16 protein-coding genes are annotated in these 16084 nt (G+C 69.8%); 7 read left to right on the forward strand and 9 right to left on the reverse strand.

The window, feature by feature from the left end; all coding sequences use genetic code 11:
- Positions 1 to 12 precede the first annotated feature (12 nt).
- The 3 genes from FNH24_RS06920 to mshA form a co-directional block, all read right to left on the reverse strand.
- The gene (locus FNH24_RS06920) at positions 13 to 939 is read right to left on the reverse strand and encodes an SDR family NAD(P)-dependent oxidoreductase (RefSeq protein ID WP_152361425.1); all 927 of its coding nucleotides are present in this window, start codon (positions 937 to 939) and stop codon (positions 13 to 15) included.
- Between the two features lie 132 nt (positions 940 to 1071).
- Positions 1072 to 1539: an NUDIX hydrolase gene (locus FNH24_RS06925; protein ID WP_152361426.1), complete on the reverse strand. Its 468-nt coding sequence runs from the start codon at positions 1537 to 1539 to the stop codon at positions 1072 to 1074.
- Entirely contained in the window at positions 1536 to 2768 is a 1233-nt protein-coding gene (mshA, locus tag FNH24_RS06930) for a D-inositol-3-phosphate glycosyltransferase (protein WP_246186781.1), read from the reverse strand. Before mshA ends, FNH24_RS06925 begins: the two co-directional genes overlap by 4 nt.
- Positions 2769 to 2827: 59 nt before the next feature.
- Here mshA and FNH24_RS06935 point away from each other — a divergent pair, with 59 nt between their 5' ends.
- Positions 2828 to 3367, forward strand: a complete 540-nt coding sequence (locus FNH24_RS06935; RefSeq protein WP_152361427.1) for a DUF6315 family protein — start codon at positions 2828 to 2830, stop codon at positions 3365 to 3367.
- 21 nt (positions 3368 to 3388) lie between these two features.
- Here FNH24_RS06935 and FNH24_RS06940 read toward each other — a convergent pair whose 3' ends face one another.
- Together FNH24_RS06940 and FNH24_RS06945 are read right to left on the reverse strand one after the other, a co-directional pair.
- Positions 3389 to 4168: a class I SAM-dependent methyltransferase gene (locus FNH24_RS06940; RefSeq protein WP_152361428.1), complete on the reverse strand. Its 780-nt coding sequence runs from the start codon at positions 4166 to 4168 to the stop codon at positions 3389 to 3391.
- Between the two features lie 35 nt (positions 4169 to 4203).
- Positions 4204 to 4791, reverse strand: a complete 588-nt coding sequence (locus tag FNH24_RS06945; RefSeq protein WP_152361429.1) for a transglutaminase-like domain-containing protein — start codon at positions 4789 to 4791, stop codon at positions 4204 to 4206.
- Positions 4792 to 4873: 82 nt separating this feature from the next.
- On the opposite strand from FNH24_RS06945, the gene FNH24_RS06950 reads away from it, so the two are divergent.
- Genes FNH24_RS06950 through FNH24_RS06960 form a run of 3 tightly spaced genes read left to right on the forward strand, consistent with a single transcriptional unit; the run spans position 4874 to position 9311 of the window.
- The gene (locus tag FNH24_RS06950; protein ID WP_152361430.1) at positions 4874 to 6271 is read left to right on the forward strand and encodes a 3' terminal RNA ribose 2'-O-methyltransferase Hen1; all 1398 of its coding nucleotides are present in this window, start codon (positions 4874 to 4876) and stop codon (positions 6269 to 6271) included.
- Positions 6264 to 8819, forward strand: a complete 2556-nt coding sequence (locus FNH24_RS06955; RefSeq protein ID WP_246186782.1) for a polynucleotide kinase-phosphatase — start codon at positions 6264 to 6266, stop codon at positions 8817 to 8819. Before FNH24_RS06950 ends, FNH24_RS06955 begins: the two co-directional genes overlap by 8 nt.
- Positions 8820 to 8834: 15 nt before the next feature.
- Positions 8835 to 9311, forward strand: a complete 477-nt coding sequence (locus FNH24_RS06960; RefSeq protein ID WP_152361431.1) for a pyridoxamine 5'-phosphate oxidase family protein — start codon at positions 8835 to 8837, stop codon at positions 9309 to 9311.
- 486 nt (positions 9312 to 9797) lie between these two features.
- Here the strand turns inward: FNH24_RS06960 and FNH24_RS32175 are convergent, their stop codons facing one another.
- Positions 9798 to 10013: a hypothetical protein gene (locus FNH24_RS32175; RefSeq protein WP_246186799.1), complete on the reverse strand. Its 216-nt coding sequence runs from the start codon at positions 10011 to 10013 to the stop codon at positions 9798 to 9800.
- Between FNH24_RS32175 and FNH24_RS06965 the strand changes: the two genes are divergently transcribed.
- The gene (locus FNH24_RS06965; RefSeq protein ID WP_246186794.1) at positions 9948 to 10841 is read left to right on the forward strand and encodes a Fic family protein; all 894 of its coding nucleotides are present in this window, start codon (positions 9948 to 9950) and stop codon (positions 10839 to 10841) included. The genes FNH24_RS32175 and FNH24_RS06965 overlap by 66 nt on opposite strands.
- Before the next feature lie 150 nt (positions 10842 to 10991).
- Here FNH24_RS06965 and proS read toward each other — a convergent pair whose 3' ends face one another.
- Positions 10992 to 12428, reverse strand: coding sequence for a proline--tRNA ligase (gene proS / locus FNH24_RS06970; RefSeq protein WP_152361433.1), 1437 nt, complete (start codon positions 12426 to 12428; stop codon positions 10992 to 10994).
- A gap of 63 nt (positions 12429 to 12491) precedes the next feature.
- On the opposite strand from proS, the gene FNH24_RS06975 reads away from it, so the two are divergent.
- Positions 12492 to 13031: a P-loop nucleotide/nucleoside kinase family protein gene (locus FNH24_RS06975; protein WP_152361434.1), complete on the forward strand. Its 540-nt coding sequence runs from the start codon at positions 12492 to 12494 to the stop codon at positions 13029 to 13031.
- Positions 13032 to 13046: 15 nt separating this feature from the next.
- On the opposite strand, the gene FNH24_RS06980 is transcribed toward FNH24_RS06975, so the two are convergent.
- Together FNH24_RS06980 and FNH24_RS06985 are read right to left on the reverse strand one after the other, a co-directional pair.
- The gene (locus FNH24_RS06980; protein ID WP_161606033.1) at positions 13047 to 13850 is read right to left on the reverse strand and encodes an HAD family hydrolase; all 804 of its coding nucleotides are present in this window, start codon (positions 13848 to 13850) and stop codon (positions 13047 to 13049) included.
- Between the two features lie 32 nt (positions 13851 to 13882).
- Positions 13883 to 14773: a LysR family transcriptional regulator gene (locus FNH24_RS06985; RefSeq protein ID WP_152361436.1), complete on the reverse strand. Its 891-nt coding sequence runs from the start codon at positions 14771 to 14773 to the stop codon at positions 13883 to 13885.
- 70 nt (positions 14774 to 14843) lie between these two features.
- Between FNH24_RS06985 and FNH24_RS06990 the strand changes: the two genes are divergently transcribed.
- Entirely contained in the window at positions 14844 to 16064 is a 1221-nt protein-coding gene (locus FNH24_RS06990) for an MFS transporter (RefSeq protein WP_152361437.1), read from the forward strand.
- Positions 16065 to 16084 lie beyond the last annotated feature (20 nt).

Genomic DNA, 16084 nt, shown 5'->3' on the forward strand with positions numbered 1-16084 from the left:
TCATAGGGCAACTCAGTTCTGACAACTCGGGGTCGCGTGGGTGAACAGTCCGTCCTGGAACCGGCTTTCGGGCCGGTAGCCCGGCGGTTGGCTGCCGTCGGTGTCGGTGAATCCGTACTCCCGGGCCAGGAATCCTGCGCTGAGCGCGTGACCGGTGCGAGCCAGCACCTGGGAATCGGTAGCGAGTGCCACGACGGCGCGGCCGATGTAGAGCGGCGATTCGGAGTTGGCGAAGTGATCGCCCGGCGCAAGGTTGTCGCGCCACGTGTCCTCGGTGACCGACAGCGCCTCGAGCATCTCCTCGGAGCGCAGGAAGCCGGGGGTGAGAGAGACGGCCGCGACCTCGTAGGGCCGGAGTTCTTCGGCCAGCAGGTGGCCCAGGACGACGGCCGAGGTCCGCATCAGGCTGTAGGCGACGCCGGCGTTGTTGTAGCCGACGAAGTTTCCGTCCCCGATCTCCACGATCAATCCCCGGCGGTTCTTGATCATGAGCCGCGCGGCGTAGTGGCTCGTCGTGAAGTGGGCACCGATCCCGACATCGAGAGCCAGGAGATCGACTTCGGGGTCGTTCTCCCAGAACGGTCGCCGGTCCTGATCACTGAACATGCCGCGGTCGAGCTGATCATTGCCGGACATGTCGTTGACCAGGAGGTCCAGCCGCCCCTCCTGCTCATGATCGACCCGGTCGAAGAGCGCCCGTACTCGCTCCGGTTCGGTGTGGTCGACCTGCACCGCGATGCCCACGCCTCCGGCGGCCGACACCAGTTCGGCAGTCTCATCCACGGTCTCCGGCCGGCCGAATGACGATGGCCGGCCGCGGACGCTCCGCCCGGTGCAATAGACGGTCGCGCCGGCTTCGCCCAGGGCACACGCGATGCCGCGTCCCGCACCGCGCGTCGCTCCGGCCACCACCGCGACGCGCCCCGTGAGTGCACCCATTCGAAACACCCTCCTCAGGTTCTCAGCCTCGTCCGCACCTTAAGCCGAACCACTGACATTTCCCCGCCGAGCCGAGTTGTCAGAACTGGGTTGTGTCATAGGGCAACTCAGTTCTGACAACTCGGGGTCAGGTCAGGTCAGGGCGGGGAGGGCTCGGGTGAGCAGGTCGGCCAGGTCTTCGGGGTAGACCTGCTCGGTGGTCCTGTGCAGGTCGGCGAGGGTCCACCAGGCGTGGGTGTCGATCGAGGCGTGCTCGATCGCGTCCTGGCCGGCGAAGGTGATCGGGGCGTCGCCGACGCGGACCGCGTAGTAGGTCTGTCGCTGCCGGTAGCGGACCGAATCGAAGCCGAACTCGATGGTCGCCTCGCCGAGCGGGCCGACCAGGGCGGACGGCTCGACGATCAGGCCGACCTCCTCGGCCAGCTCGCGGACTGCCGCGCTCTCCGGCGACTCGTCCGGCTCCAGGCCGCCGCCGACGGTGAACCAGTACGGACGGTCGGGCTCGGCCGGATCGAAGCCGTGCAACAACAACAGTCGATCTTGCCGGTCGACGGGCAACACCCGGACCGCGGTCCGCTGTTGCGGCTGGGCGTCGGTCATCCGACGGCGCTCCGGTACGCCTGCAGGGTGGCATCGGCCGACCGGTCCCAGCTGAAACCGGCGGCGTGTTGGATGCCGGTCTGGCCGAGCTGCACGGCCCGGTCGGGATCATCGAGCAGCGACCCCAACGCCCGGGCCCAGTCGGCCGGGTCGTGTCCGTCGACCAGGATCCCGGTCCTGCCGTCCGCGACGGCATGGCGCAAGCCGCCGACGTCGGCGGCCACCACCGGCCGGGTGCAGGCCTGGGCCTCCAGGGCGACCAGGCCGAACGACTCGTTGTGCGACGGGACCGCGACCAGGTCGCTGGCGCAATACCAGCGATACAGCTTCAGCCGCTCCGAGTGCGGCCGGAACTCGACCAGATCGCCGACCTGCAGGGAATCTGCCAGATCGGGCAGGGTGTCGGCCCAGTCCCGGTCAGGGCCCGACGGGCTGCCGATGATGATCAATCTCAGCCGGTCCCGGCGGGCCGGTCGTTCCTTGATCAACTCGGCGGTGGCCCGGATCAGCACGTCCGGCGCCTTGAGCGGCTGGATCCGGCCGACGAACAAGATCAGCTCGGCATCCATCGGCACCCCCAGCTTGGTCCTGGACTCGAGTTGATCACAGGGGTGGAAGACGTCCAGATCGACCCCTGGCGGCACGATCGCGATCCGCTCCGGCTCGGCACCGTAGAGCCGGCGCAGGTCAGCGGCCTCGTCCGGGGTGTTGGCGGTCAGTGCCTCGGCCAGCCGGACTATCTCGGCTTCGCCGTCGGCCCGGGGCTCCGGTTCGGCTCGTTGATCTTCGGCCAGCGCGGCGTTCTTCACCCGGGCCATGGTGTGCATGGTGTGCACCAGCGGTGGTCGTACCGGACCAAGATCGAGAGCGGCGAGCCCGGACAGCCAGTAGTGCGAGTGGAACAGGTCGAAACCGCCGGCCAACGGGCGCAGCGCCGCGGCGAACTCGGTCACCAGACCCGGCAGCTGCTCCTTACGGACCGGCTCCGGCGGCCCGGCCGGGAGATGGCGGACGGTGACCCGTTCGGCCAGGGGCACGACGTCGGGGGTGTCCGGATCGGACCGCCGGGTCATGATCTCGACCTCGACGCCGTGCCGGCCGAGCGCCGTGGCCAGCTCGGCCACATAGACGTTGAGCCCGCCGGCGTCGCCCACCCCGGGCGTGGCCAGTGGAGAGGTGTGCAACGAGATCATCGCGACTCGGCCCGGACTCCCCGTGATCGGCGGCACCGGTCAAGGCTAACTGTGTCAGTGCCGGCACCGAGACTTGCCCTCCTAGGAGGGTGGACATGATGATCAGCGAATTGCAGCCGGTGCCGGGACGGTTTCGCGCCCTGTGCTGCGAGTGCGGGGCGGTGCGGTCGTTCAATCTGCGCTACACCGGGGGCAACCGGATCGGTGACTCGAGGTACGCCGACGAACGGTGCACGATCGACCTGAAGTGCGCGGTCTGCGGCGTACGGAGGCGCCATGCCTACCTGCTCGACAACTTCTCGGTGCCGGATTTCGCCGAGAAGTGGCAGCGGCCGGCGCCGCCGCAGGGCGGTTACGACCCGTTCCTGGAGGCCACCGGGCGGTGGGCCGACTGGACCTTCGTCGAGACCCCGCTGCCCGACGGCATCATCGAGATCATCGATGCCGACCGGCGCGAGGCCTATTTCGATCCGGCGGGCTGGGAGGGGGACTCGACGCTGGGGCTGGCCCACGTGCTGGCGCACCTTGATCTGCGGCATCACGAACTGTTCGAGTCGACGACGGCCGGAGACCAGCTCGAGCTGGAGGCCGAGCGGATGGCGCGGGAGCGGCTGGACCGGCCGTGGCGGGACTGATGATCATGAGCCCGCAGTTGATCATGATGCGGCGGGCCGCTCCGCCACCAGCAGGTAGGCGGCGGGCAGCGCGCCCGCCGCCGGCCCGAGCCCCTGATAGAGCTCCGGTTGGGCGACCTCCCGCAGCGCGCGGATGATCAAACCGGCGCCGAGCAGTGCCGTGACCACCTGGCCGAGGGACCAAACGAAGCTGGTGTGCGGCGGCAGCGGATCGGTCATCCCCAAAGTCACCTGGGGTGCCTTGGCCGAATCGCTGTAACCCCGCCGAGTCGGGTCGAGGTAGTCACCGGTCACCGTCAGCTGGTTCGGCCCGGCGACGGTGAGCACCTCCCACAGCGGATGGTGCTCACTGATCACGACCCGGCCGCCGGCGGCCAGCCGCTCCGCGACCGTGCGGGACCAGGCGTCGAGGTCCGGCACCCAGCAGATGCCGCCGCCGGAGATGAAGATCAGGTCGAACCCGGTCAGTTCCGGATCCAGGGCGGTCAGGTCGCCCTCGCGCAGGTCGACGTCGACACCGAGCGTTTCGGCCTTGGCTCGCCCGGTCGCCAGGTGGGTGGGGGAGATGTCGACGCCGACGACCCGGACGGCGCCGAGCTGGGCGAAGCTGAGGCACTCATCGCCGATCGAACAGGCCAGGTGCAGCACCCGCAGTCCGGCCGGGTCACCGGTCGCGGCCAGTTCGTCGTCGGACAAGGCGCAGCCGCCGGCCCGGAAGAACTCGACCGGCTCACCGAGCCGACCGGCGGCGATCGCCTCCCAGTAGACCCGGTTCTGCCTGGTGACCGCCGCGACGTCCATCCGAGGACCGTACGCGTCGGCGGGCGGGTCGACAATCAGAATTCGCCGGGCAGCCCACCGTGCCGGAGAGTCAGCACATCCGAGGTCGACCGCAGCGCCGTGATCACCGACGGCAGCGGCGTCTCGTGGATCCGCCGGTCGTCCCGCTCGCCGAGCTCCGGCCGCACCGGCCAGGCCAGCCGCTCCTCGCCGAGGGAGAACCGAGCATCGATCCCGGGCCGGTTGCCGCGCGGATCCTGGCGGTGCCAGGCGCCGTCGAGGTGGATCGCGACCAGCCCGTGCACCACGAAGCCCGACCCGTCGTCGGTCAGCCGCTGGTAACCCAGGCCGGCCGGGATCCCCTGCCGGCGCAGCAGCGCGGCCAGCAGATGGGCCTTGGCATAACAGAGCCCGACCCCGTTCGTCAGGGTCTCCGAGGCGCTGATCGAGACCCTCGGATCCTCGGCGTCGAAGGAATGCGCGATCCGGTCCCGGACGTGTTCGTACGCGGCGCGGGCGTAGTCCAGCTCGGCCGGATGCCGGGCGCGCAGTTCCTCGGCGAGAGCGATCACCCGCGGATGATCACCATCGACGAATTCGTCCGAAACCAGATACCGCTGCAGCTCGCGTACGTCCCAAGGCACGGGCCGACTGTAGATCGTGATCTTGCCCCGGTCGAGGGGAAATGTCCTGGCCGCTGGGCCGTCGAGGGGCCAGGATGGGCGGGTGTTCCTGACCCTGACGACGACCCACCGGCCGGCGACCGACCTGGGCTTCCTGCTGCACAAGCATCCCGACCGGGTGCAGCAGTTCGCGCAGTCGACCGGCACGGCCACGGTGTTCTACCCGGAGGCGTCGGAAGAACGGTGCACGGCGGCCCTGCTGCTGGAGATCGACGCGGTGCGGCTGGCCCGGTCCGCCGGTCGCGGCGTGCCCGATTTCAGCCTCGCCCAGTACGTCAACGACCGCTCGTACGCCGCGTCGTCGCTGCTCGGCGTCGCGTTGGCCGACGTGTTCAGCACGGCGCGGTCCGGCCGCTGCCGCTCGCGGCAGGAGCTGGCCGACTCGGCGATCCCGCTGCAGCTCGAGCTGCCGGTGCTGCCGTGCCGTGGCGGGCCGGGCGTCGCGCACCGGATCTTCGAACCGCTCGGCTGGCAGGTCGAGGCGACCTCGATCCCGTTGGATCGGCGGTTCGACGGCTGGGGGGAATCGCGCTACGTCCGGCTGAGCCTGTCCGGGACGCTGCGGTTGGCCGACGCCCTGAACCAGTTGTACGTCCTGCTGCCGGTGCTGGACGAGGCGAAGCACTACTGGCAGGGCCCGGACGAGGTGGAGAAGCTGCTGCGGTCCGGCGCCGGCTGGCTCGCCGGTCATCCCGAGCGGGCGATGATCACCCGCCGCTACCTCGGCCGCCACGACGCCCTGACCCGGGTGGCGCTGTCCCGCTTGGCCGAGCTCGACGGCGATCACGAGGAGTCGGTCGATCCGGTCGGCGAGGAGGAGGTCGCCCAGCCCGCGGAGCGCCGGCAGCCGCTGAACGAGCAACGGCACGACGCGCTGCTCGCCGCGTTGCGCCGGATCGGGCCGGACTCGGTGATCGATCTCGGCTGCGGGTCCGGGCAGTTCCTGGCCCGGTTGATCAAGGAACCGGGGCTGACCAAGATCACCGGGATGGACGTGTCGATCCGGTCGCTGCAGGCCGCCGCGCGCCGGCTCCGGCTCGATCCGCTGAACGAGCGACAGGCCGCCCGGATCGACCTGTTCCAAGGTTCCCTGACGTACGAGGACGCCCGCTTGTCCGGCTACTCGGCCGCCGTCCTGATGGAGGTGATCGAGCATCTCGACCCGTCCCGGCTCGGTGCCCTGGAACGCGTCGTGTTCGCCGCCGCTCGCCCGGCGGCGGTGCTGGTCAGCACCCCGAACGCCGAATACAACGCCAACTACGAAGGGCTTTCCGGCATGCGCCATCCCGATCACCGGTTCGAGTGGAGCCGGGCCGACCTCGCCGCCTGGGCTCAGCGCGTGGCCGGTGAGCACGGCTACTCGGTCGAGCTGACCGGGATCGGCGAGGAGGATCCCGAGCACGGCACTCCGACCCAGCTGGCGGTGTTCCACCGTGGCTGACGACGTGATGATCGACGCCGGCGACCAGTCCGCGACCGTGATCAAACTGCCGTCGATGGGCCTGGTGCTGCTGATCGGCATCTCGGGCAGCGGCAAGTCGACCTTCGCCCGGGCCCACTTCCGACCGACCCAGGTGATCTCCAGCGACTTCTGCCGCGGCCTGGTGGCCGACGACGAGAATGATCAAGCATCGACGGCGGACGCGTTCGACGTGCTGAACTACATCGTCGGCACCCGGCTCCGGCGAGGACTGTTGACCGTCGTCGACGCGACCAGCGTCCAGCCGGCCGCCCGCGCCTCGCTGGTCAAGCTGGCCAAGGAACACGACGTGCTGACCGACGCCGTCGTGCTCGACGTGCCGGTGCCGGTCGCCACCGCCCGGACCGAGGCCCGCTCCGACCGGACCTTCGGCGCCCAGGTGATCAACCGGCAGCACCGCGACCTCACTCGGTCGCTCGGCCGGATCCGCAAGGAAGGGTTCCGGCGCGTGCACGTGCTGCACGGCGAGGCCGAGATCAACTCAGCGGTGATCACCCTCGAACGGCCGTGGAACGATCGCCGTGATCATGGCGGGCCGTTCGACATCATCGGCGACGTGCACGGGTGTGCCGCCGAGCTCCGTACCCTGTTGACGGCGCTGGGTTGGCAACTTGATCTCGATGATCATGGTCGGGCCGTCGGGGCGACCCACCCGGAGGAACGGACCGCGGTCTTCGTCGGAGACCTGGTCGACCGCGGCCCGGACACGCCGGGGGTGCTACGGCTGGTGATGGGCATGGTCGCCGCCGGTCATGCCCTCTGCGTCTCGGGCAACCACGAGGCCAAGCTGATCCGGGCGCTCAAGGGCGCGAAGGTGCAGGTCCGGCACGGGCTGGCCGAATCGCTGGCCCAGTTGGAGGCGGAGCCGGCCGAGTTCCGGCAGGCGGCGCTGACGTTCATGGACGGGCTGATCAGCCACTACGTCCTCGACGACGGCCGGTTGGTCGTCGCGCACGCCGGGCTCAAGGAGGCCTATCACGGCCGGTCGTCGGGCCGGGTCCGGTCGTTCGCGCTGTACGGCGACACCACCGGCGAGACCGACGAGTTCGGGCTGCCGGTCCGGTACCCGTGGGCGCGGGAGTATCGCGGCTCGGCCATGGTCGTCTACGGCCACACGCCGACCCCGGAGCCGGAGTGGGTCAACAACACCATCTGTCTCGACACCGGCGTGGTCTTCGGCGGTGAGCTCACGGCACTGCGCTATCCCAGCCGGGAGTTGGTGGCGGTCCCGGCGGAGCGGCAGTGGTACGAACCGACCCGCCCGCTGGTCCGGGTGGCCGACCGGGAGCCGGCCGCGCTCAACATCGAAGACGTCCAGGGCACCCGCTGGCTGGAGACCGAACACGCCGGCAAGATCAAGATCAACGAGGAGAACGCCGCCGCCGCGCTCGAGGTGATCAGCAGGTTCGCCGTCGATCCGCGCTGGCTGATCTACCTGCCGCCGACCATGGCACCGGCCGCGACCTCGAAGCTGGACGGCTACCTGGAGCACCCCGACACCGCCTTTGACGAGTACGCGGCCGCCGGCGTCGCCGAGGTGGTCTGCGAGGAGAAGCACATGGGCTCGCGGGCGGTGGCCGTGATCACCCGCGACGCCGCGACGGCGGAGCGCCGGTTCGGGCTGTCCGGTGGCGGTAGCGGAACGATCTACACCCGGACCGGTCGCCCGTTCTTCCCCGACACCGTCGGTCAACCCCTCAACACCCAACTGCTGGAGGGATTGCGGACGGTGGCCGCGCCGCTGTTCGAGGAGTTGGACACCGACTGGCTGGCCCTGGACGGAGAACTGCTGCCCTGGTCGGCGAAGGCCCTGCCATTGATCAAGGACCAGTACGCATCGGTCGGTGCCGCCGCCGAGCACGCCCTGCCCGAGGCCGCCGCGGCCCTCGCCGCGGCGAGCGGCCGGGGGCTCGACGTCGCTGCGCTGTCCGAACGAACGGAACGCCGGCGGGTCAACGCCGAGGCCTACCGGCGCGCGTACGGGAACTATGTCCGGCCGACGAACGGGCTGCGCGGCGTGACGTACGCCCCGTTCCAGATCCTGGCCGCCGAAGGGCGAGCGCTCGCCCTGACCGAGTCGCATCGCTGGCACCTGGAGCGGATCGCGGGACTGACCGGACCGTTGATCACCCAGACCCGGCACCGCTTCGTCGACCTCGGCTCCGCCGAACAGCGCGCCGCGGCCGCCCAGTGGTGGCTGGATCTGACGTCCGACGGTGGCGAGGGCATGGTGGTCAAGCCGGTGACCCCGAGCCGCGGCGTCCAGCCGGGCCTGAAGGTGCGCGGCCGGGAGTATCTGCGGATCATCTACGGCCCGGACTACACCGACGCGCTGGACGTCCTGCGGAGTCGCGGCCTCGGCCGGAAGCGGCACCTCGCCGCCCGGGAGCACGGCCTGGGCATCGAGGCGCTGACCCGGTTCGTCGCCGGCGAGCCGCTGTGGCGGGTGCACCAGCTCGTGTTCGCGGTGCTGGCCCTAGAGTCGGAGCCCGTCGATCCCCGACTCTGACCGACAGGAGCTGAGATGAGCGAGGCCGCCGAGCCGACCGTCGCCGCGCCGCGTTCCAGCGCGGACCGGCGGCGGGACACGCTGCACCGGCTGGAGCACGATGTTGATCTCTGGGTCGCCTCCGGCAGCGCCACGACGGGCGACCCGGCGCTGGTGCCGCTGTCCTTCCTCTGGGACGGTTCGACGGTGTTGATCTCCACCGTCGCGACCAGCCCGACCGCCCGCAACCTGTCAGTCGGCCGGTCGGTGCGGCTGGCCCTCGGCCTCACCCGGGATGTGATCATGATCGACGCGACCGTGGCGGAGGTGACATCCGACGGCGACATCCCGGGTGGGGTCGGCGACGAGTTCGTCATCAAGTCCGGCTTCGACCCGCGGGCGGAGCCCGATCCCTTTCTGTACTTCCGATTGGCACCGCGGCGGATCCAGGCCTGGCGTGAGGCGAACGAACTGACCGGCCGGACGATCATGATCAACGGCCGCTGGCGCTGATCAGAGCCGAGTTGTCAGAAGTGAGTTGCGCTATAGGGCAACTGAGGTCTGACAACTCGGCGAGATCGGGTGTCCGAACCGGGCCACCAGGTGCCACAGCGACTCATCGGCACTGCAGCCGTCATGAGTCGGGATGTTATCCCCGGCGGCCATCAGTACCCTTTCATCAATCAGCAAGCTATTAAAGTTTAGGGTGCTATTCTTTGGTGGATCAGCGATCGATGAAAGGTTACGCCGATGGGGGCCTGGGAGCGGGCGCACTGGGAATCCGAGAGCATCTCGGGTCTGCCGCGCTCGGCGCGTCGGTCCGGGACCTATCAGAAGTACGTGCCCGACACTCTCGACGACATGTCTCTCACTGTCGATGGAGAGCTGTCTCGCCGGTTCTCGGCGGTCGAGCGAGGCATCCGTGCCCTCAACCGGACGGGGGTGGACGATCTGGCCGGCATCGCCCGGTTTCTGCTCAGGTCCGAAGCGATCGCCAGCTCACGGATCGAAGGGATTGCGCCGTCCGCTCAGCAGGTCGCGCTGGCGGAGCTCGGCCAGTCCGAGACGGTTCGCGGAGTGAATGAGCAGGCCAGATTGGTGGCCAACAACCTCACCGTCGTCCGGCGATCGACGAGCGAGCTCGCCGAAGTGGATCTCCTGACGGGTGATCACATCGTCGACCTTCACCAAGCCCTGCTCCCGGATCAAGCCCATCACCATGGTCTGCGGACGGTCCAGAACTGGATCGGCGGATCGGACTGGAATCCGGTCGAGGCCGACTTCGTGCCGCCGGATCCGGAACGGGTGCCGGGGCTGATGGTCGACCTCGTCGACTACCTGAACGGTGCGGCGCACGCACCGCTGATCCAGGCGGCGTTGGTGCACGCGCAGTTCGAGACGATCCATCCGTTCACGGATGGTAATGGGCGGGTCGGCAGGGCACTCATCCACACCGTGCTGACCCGCCGTGGTCTGACCGAGCGCGCGGTGCTGCCGATCAGTCTCGTCCTGGCCACCTTGCGCATCGACTATGTCGACGGTCTGTCCGCCTACCGCCATGCCGCGCCCCCGGGGAGTGCCGACGCAACCGCCTCGATCAACCAGTGGCTGGAGATCTTCGTGCGCGCGGCCGCCGTCGCCGTCGATCAATCAGCGGACCTGATCACTCAGATCGCCGACCTGAGGTCCGATTGGTCGCAGCGCCTGTCGAGTCACCGGGAGTCGGTCGGCCTCCGCCCAACCCCGCGCGCCGACTCCGCGGTCGCTCGCTTGATCGACCTGCTGCCGGAGGCTCCTGTGGTGACCGCGACGACACTGTCCCGCATCCTCGGCGTCTCCTTCCCGGCGGCGAGCACCGCGCTCGACGAGCTGCGGCAGGCGGGCATCCTGCATCCGAAGTCGATCGAACGCGGCGCGACCGCCTTTCTTGCGCGAGAGGTCCTGGAACTGATCACCATGACCGAACGTGCGCTGGCAAGCACCAGGTTCGACACCCGAGTCTCGGCTCCGAATCGCTCGGTCCCCGCCACGCCGCAGAGGTAACAAGTCCGGCGTGGTCGGCGTCAGGTCAGGATCTTGCGAAACAGGATGATCATGGTCTCGTCCGGACCACCCGCTGATGTCAAGATCATCGGCGGCCAGGTCGCGGACGGTCAGCGGCACGATGATCTCGGGCACGACCGTCCTTCCGGCTCAGTAGGCCCGCGCCACGATCGCGACGAGCTCTGGCTCGATGGCGGCATCGTCGGTGTCGGGCACCCGACCGTCGGGATGGACCAGGCAGCGCACCGTGACGCCGTGGGCGGCGAGTTCCGTCTCTCCGGCCTCGCCGACGTCACGCCAGGGCAGCCGGGCCCAGCCGCCCCGGGCCGCCTCGACCGCCTCTCCGATCGTGGTCACCTCAACCGTGCGGTCGTCCCGGGCCTGCTCGGCGTCCGCGTACAGTCGGAGTTGATCTTCGTCCAGCGCGGTGGCCGCCGCGGCGGCGACCGTCTCCAGTGGGTACGGCTCCTTGCTGCCACGGATCCGGCGGACCAGGGTGACCCGGCCGTCGGCAAGATCACGAGGGCCGACCTCGATTCGGACCGGGATGCCCTTGAGTTCATGATCGACAGCCCGGCGGCCGAACGGGAGATCGGTCCGGTCGTCGAGGTCGGCGCGGAGACCGGCGGTGATCAGCTCCGATCTCAGCCGGTCCGCGACCGCGCGCGGTGAGCTCGGGGCGGGCGCCTGATCACCGTCCTTGACGACGGTGACGATCACCTGGGTCGGTGCCACTCGCGGCGGGACGCGGAGCCCGGCATCGTCGCCATGACACATGATCAGGCCGCCGAGCATCCGGGTGGACGATCCCCACGAGGTGGTCCAGGCCAGCCGGCTGCGCTGGTCAGCGTCGGTGTAGGTGATGTCGAAGGCGCGGGCGAAGTTCTGGCCGAGCTCGTGACTCGTCCCCATCTGCAGCGCCTTGCCGTCGCCCATCATGGACTCGAGGGTCATCGTGTTGGTGGCGCCGGCGAACCGCTCCCGCCGGGTCTTGCGGCCGGCGACGACCGGGATCGCCAGCTCGGTGCGGATGAAGTCGGCGTAGGCGTCGTGCAGGATCCGGCGGGCGTACGCGGACGCGTCCTCCTCGGTGACGTGAGCCGTATGTCCTTCCTGCCAAAGGAATTCGGTGGTGCGCAGGAAGATCCGGGGACGCAGCTCCCAGCGGACCACGTTGGCCCACTGGTTCAGCAGCAGCGGCAGGTCCCGGTGCGAGTTGATCCATTTCGCCATGAACTCGCCGACCATCGTCTCGCTGGTCGGCCGGACCACGACCGGCTCCTCGAGTTCCTTGCCGCCCGCATGCGTCACCACGGCCAGCTCGGGCGAGAAACCCTCGACATGATCAGCTTCACGGCTCAGGTAGGACTGCGGGATGAACAACGGGAAGTACGCATTCTGGGCGCCGGCCGCCTTGATTCGCGCATCCATGGCGCCCTGCATCCGTTCCCAGATCGCGTAGCCCCACGGTCGGATCACCATCGTTCCCCGAACCGGCCCGTTGTCGGCCAGCTCGGCCTTGGCGATCACGTCCTGATACCAGCGAGGGAAGTCCTCGCCGCGCGGGGTCAACACCGTTCGGGCCATCGCGGAATCCTAGGCCGTGGAATTCTCGCTGTCTGCTGGATATCGTGCGGCTACCATCGGCCGATGGATCTGGTCTACCTGTACGGGCCGCCGGCCGTCGGCAAGCTGACCGTGGCGACCGAGCTCGCTCGGCTGACCGGATTTCGCTTGTTCCACAACCATCTGAGCATCGACTGCGTGAAGCCGGTCTTCGACTTCGGCACCGAACCGTTCTGGCGCCAGGTGCATGCCATCCGGGAAGGGATGCTGACCGAGGCCGCGCGATCGGGCACGAGCCTGATCTACACGATCGTCTACGCCGGCAGCCCCGCGGCGGAGGAGCGGACCCGCCGACGCTTCGAACTGGTCCGGGGCCACGGCGGCCGGATCCACCCGGTCCGGCTCAGCTGTGATCGGGCGATCGTGGAGGAGCGGGTGTCGCAGCCGCGCCGCCGCGAGCTGGACAAGCTGTCGACCGTCGAGAGCTTGCGCGCCGCCTGGGCGAAGGAAGATCTCGGCGCGATCATCCCCGAGGTGGAGAGCCACCACTTCGACACCGCTTCGGCCACCCCGGCCGAGACCGCGAGCAAGATCATCGACGCCTGTGGATTCCGTACAGTGTGATCATCGACGGACCGATCAGGACGAGGTCGTGGACCGGAGCGACGGAAAGACGGTCGCCAAGACGTCGGCCACCCCGAGGCCGCTGATGCGCTCCGCCACCGGGCCGCCGGCGTCTCGGACCCAGCGTTTGACGCTCTCGTCGGCGTTGGCGATGGTAGCCGCCGCGAAGCCGTGCCGGCCGTCCAGCATCGGCCGGTCGTTGAAGCCGTCGCCGAATGCCAGCACCTCCCCGGCCCGGAGACCGAGCCGCTCGGCCAGCGCGAGCAGGCTGGTGCCCTTGTCCCGGGCGGCGTCGTAGAGATGGACGATGGTCCCGTTGGCGTTGCCCGCGACCGGCCCGCCGGCCAGCTGTGGCTCGAGCCAGATCGCCAGGTCCCGGGCATGATCAGCGGAGTCCAGGGCGACGGACCACAGGCCACGCCGCCGGCTGTCCGCCCGGCTGCTGAGCCGGCCGGGCCAGGCCCTTTGCTCGGCTTCCTGCTGCACCCGGCGGGCCCAGTCCTCGGCGACAGGGTCGAGCTCGGTCCAGCTGTTCCGGACGTCGGTGTTCCACGGCTCGAGGGAGCGGAGTTCGACGTCGTCCGCGCCGGCGTCGACCAGGTGGATCCACCGTTCGTCACCGATCAGCGCGGTGAAGTGGGGCAGCAGGTCGTACTCGGCCAGCAGCTCGACCTGGAAGTCCGTCGATCGCCCGGAGTTGACGACACACCGCACTCCCGCCTCGGCCAGCCGCACGATCGCCTCCACACACTCCGGTGCGATCACGCCGCCGTCGAAGATCGTTCCGTCCAGGTCGAACGCCACGAGTTCCACGGCCACCGGTGTCCTCCAGATTTCAGGGCGAGCTGGGTTCATGATCGATTCTCGTCCAGGTGCTGACGGAGCGCGCCGAGAGTCGCGCGAGCAGCGGCCGAGAGGGCGGGGCTGGTCCGCCAGACGACGCCGAGTCTGGAGGCCGCGAACTCGGAGGTGATCTCGAGTCGGACCAACTCGGTCGGCAGGTCGGCGAGGGAACTGGTCAGCACGGCGACGCCGAGCTGGCGGGCGGCGAGAGCCCGGGCCGTGGTCGGCAGCGTGACCTCCCAGCTGACCGGCGCGGGCAGGCCCTCGGCCCGCATCATCGCGTCGTACGACGTCCGCATGCCGGTGCCCGGAGCCAGGCAGACGATCGGCTGGTCGAGCAGGTCGGCCGGCCTGATCCGCTTCCGCCGGGACCAGGGATGTTCGGGGCCGACGGCGGCGGTGACCCGTTCCTCGAGCGCGACCCAGGATCCGAGCCCGGCGCGTGGCTCGTCCACCCAGGAGGCGATCGCGAGGTCCAGCCGGCCCGCCGCGACGTCCTCCTGGAGTTCGAGCGACTTACCCTCGCGGAGGGTCAGTTCCAGACCGGGGTGCGACTCGTGGACGTGTTGGAGCGCGTCGAGGAAGGCCGGCCAGCCGAGCCCGGCCACGGCGCCGATGCTGACCGAGCCGCGGACCAGCCCGAGCAGGTCGTCGGCCACAGCACGGACCCGGTCGAACTCGGCCAGGGCTCGGCGCAACTGCTCCAGCACCGGCTCACCGGCCGGGGTGATCCGCACGCCGCGGGACGACCGGTCGAACAAGGGGAGTCCGAGCTCGCGTTCGAGCAGCGCGACCTGGGCGCTGACCCCGGACTGGCTCACCTGCAGAGCCTGGGCCGCCGCCGTGAACGAGAGCTCGTCGGCCACCGCGAGCGCGTAGCGGAGCTGGTGCACTTCCATCAGCTCTGATGATAGTAGATATCAGTAACATCTGTTGGACTGATCGTCGATCGGCGCCGAGCATGGTCGTATGAGAATCACCTCGGATCGCCGACTGGTCGGTGCGCTGCAGTTCGGCACCGCGACCGTCGAGGGCGTCGTGCTGTCGACGATCGTCCTGCAGGTCAGCCTCGAGCTCGGCCTGCCGTCGTCGGCGATCGGGCTGATCCTGGCCCTCGGCGCCGCCGCCTCACTGCTGCTCGCCGTGCCGCTCGGTGATCTGGCCGACCGGCTCGGGCTGAGTCGGGCGGCGGCCCTGTTCGCGGCCCTGGCCGCTCTGGCCGTGACCGGTTACGCGATCATCGATTCGGCCGCCGGGTTCGCCGTGGCCGCGGTCGTCTTCGGGGTCGCGCAATCGACCTCCGCCGCCGCGCGGCAGGCGCTGGCGGTCGACGGTGCGACGGCCGAGTCCCGGCTCGCGATCCGCGCCGGAATGAACATGCTGCTCAACGCGGGGATCGGTCTCGGCACGGTGCTCGGCGCCGTGCTCGCGGCGACCGGCCTCGGCCCGACGGCCCGGCTGGCGTACGGGATCGGCGCGATGATCATGGTGCTGACCGCGGTCGGTTCGCTCGTTCTGCGTCGATCCGCTGCGCCGGATCGCTCCGAGACCGAGCGTGGCCGGACGGGCCCGGCCGGTGCGCTGATCACCCTGCGGGACCGGCGCTTCGCCGCCTCGACCGGGTTCGCCGCGGCGATCCAGCTGACGATGCCGGTGCTGTCGGTGATCCTCCCGGTCTGGGTGCTGGAGCACACCGCCGGACCGGTCTGGCTCTCCGGCGTCGCCCTGGCGCTGAACACGATCTTGGTGATCGCCGGCCAGCGTCCGTATGCCGCCCGGGTCACGACGGCCCGCGCCACAGTCCGCGCCGCGATCATCGCGGCCGCCGGCCTGGCCGTCGCCGGCAGCCTGCTCGCGGTCTCCGCTGGTGTGGCCTCACCGATCGTCACCGTGATCTTGGTCCTGGCCGGCATCGTCGCCCTGACGATCGGTGAGGTCTGCGGCGGCATCGCCACCTGGCGGGTCGCCCTCGATCACGTACCCGCTGGGGCCGAGGGTCGCTACCAGGCCGCCTTTTCGATGTCGACCAGCGCCGCCCGGATCGTCGGCCCCGCCGTCGCCCTGCCCTTGGTGATCATGCTCGGCCCCGCCGGTTGGCTGATCCTGACCGCCGCGATGGCCGCCGCCTGCCTGGGCATCGCCGCCCTGGCCCAGCCCGCGCGGACCGTCACCGCGGTGTCGGCCGGGTGAGCTGTCGCCGATCTGACAAT

This window comes from Microlunatus speluncae, assembly GCF_009299835.1.
GTDB lineage: Bacteria > Actinomycetota > Actinomycetes > Propionibacteriales > Propionibacteriaceae > Microlunatus > Microlunatus speluncae.

Bases quoted from the DNA above. Each gene is read 5' to 3' on its own strand.
- FNH24_RS06920 (WP_152361425.1), bottom strand. From the start codon at position 939: ATGGGTGCACTCACGGGGCGCGTCGCGGTGGTGGCCGGAGCGACGCGC.
- FNH24_RS06925 (WP_152361426.1), bottom strand. From the start codon at position 1,539: ATGACCGACGCCCAGCCGCAACAGCGGACCGCGGTCCGGGTGTTGCCC.
- FNH24_RS06935 (WP_152361427.1), top strand. From the start codon at position 2,828: ATGATGATCAGCGAATTGCAGCCGGTGCCGGGACGGTTTCGCGCCCTG.
- FNH24_RS06940 (WP_152361428.1), bottom strand. From the start codon at position 4,168: ATGGACGTCGCGGCGGTCACCAGGCAGAACCGGGTCTACTGGGAGGCG.
- FNH24_RS06960 (WP_152361431.1), top strand. From the start codon at position 8,835: ATGAGCGAGGCCGCCGAGCCGACCGTCGCCGCGCCGCGTTCCAGCGCG.
- FNH24_RS32175 (WP_246186799.1), bottom strand. From the start codon at position 10,013: ATGGGCTTGATCCGGGAGCAGGGCTTGGTGAAGGTCGACGATGTGATC.
- proS (WP_152361433.1), bottom strand. From the start codon at position 12,428: ATGGCCCGAACGGTGTTGACCCCGCGCGGCGAGGACTTCCCTCGCTGG.
- FNH24_RS06975 (WP_152361434.1), top strand. From the start codon at position 12,492: ATGGATCTGGTCTACCTGTACGGGCCGCCGGCCGTCGGCAAGCTGACC.
- FNH24_RS06985 (WP_152361436.1), bottom strand. From the start codon at position 14,773: ATGGAAGTGCACCAGCTCCGCTACGCGCTCGCGGTGGCCGACGAGCTC.
- FNH24_RS06990 (WP_152361437.1), top strand. From the start codon at position 14,844: ATGAGAATCACCTCGGATCGCCGACTGGTCGGTGCGCTGCAGTTCGGC.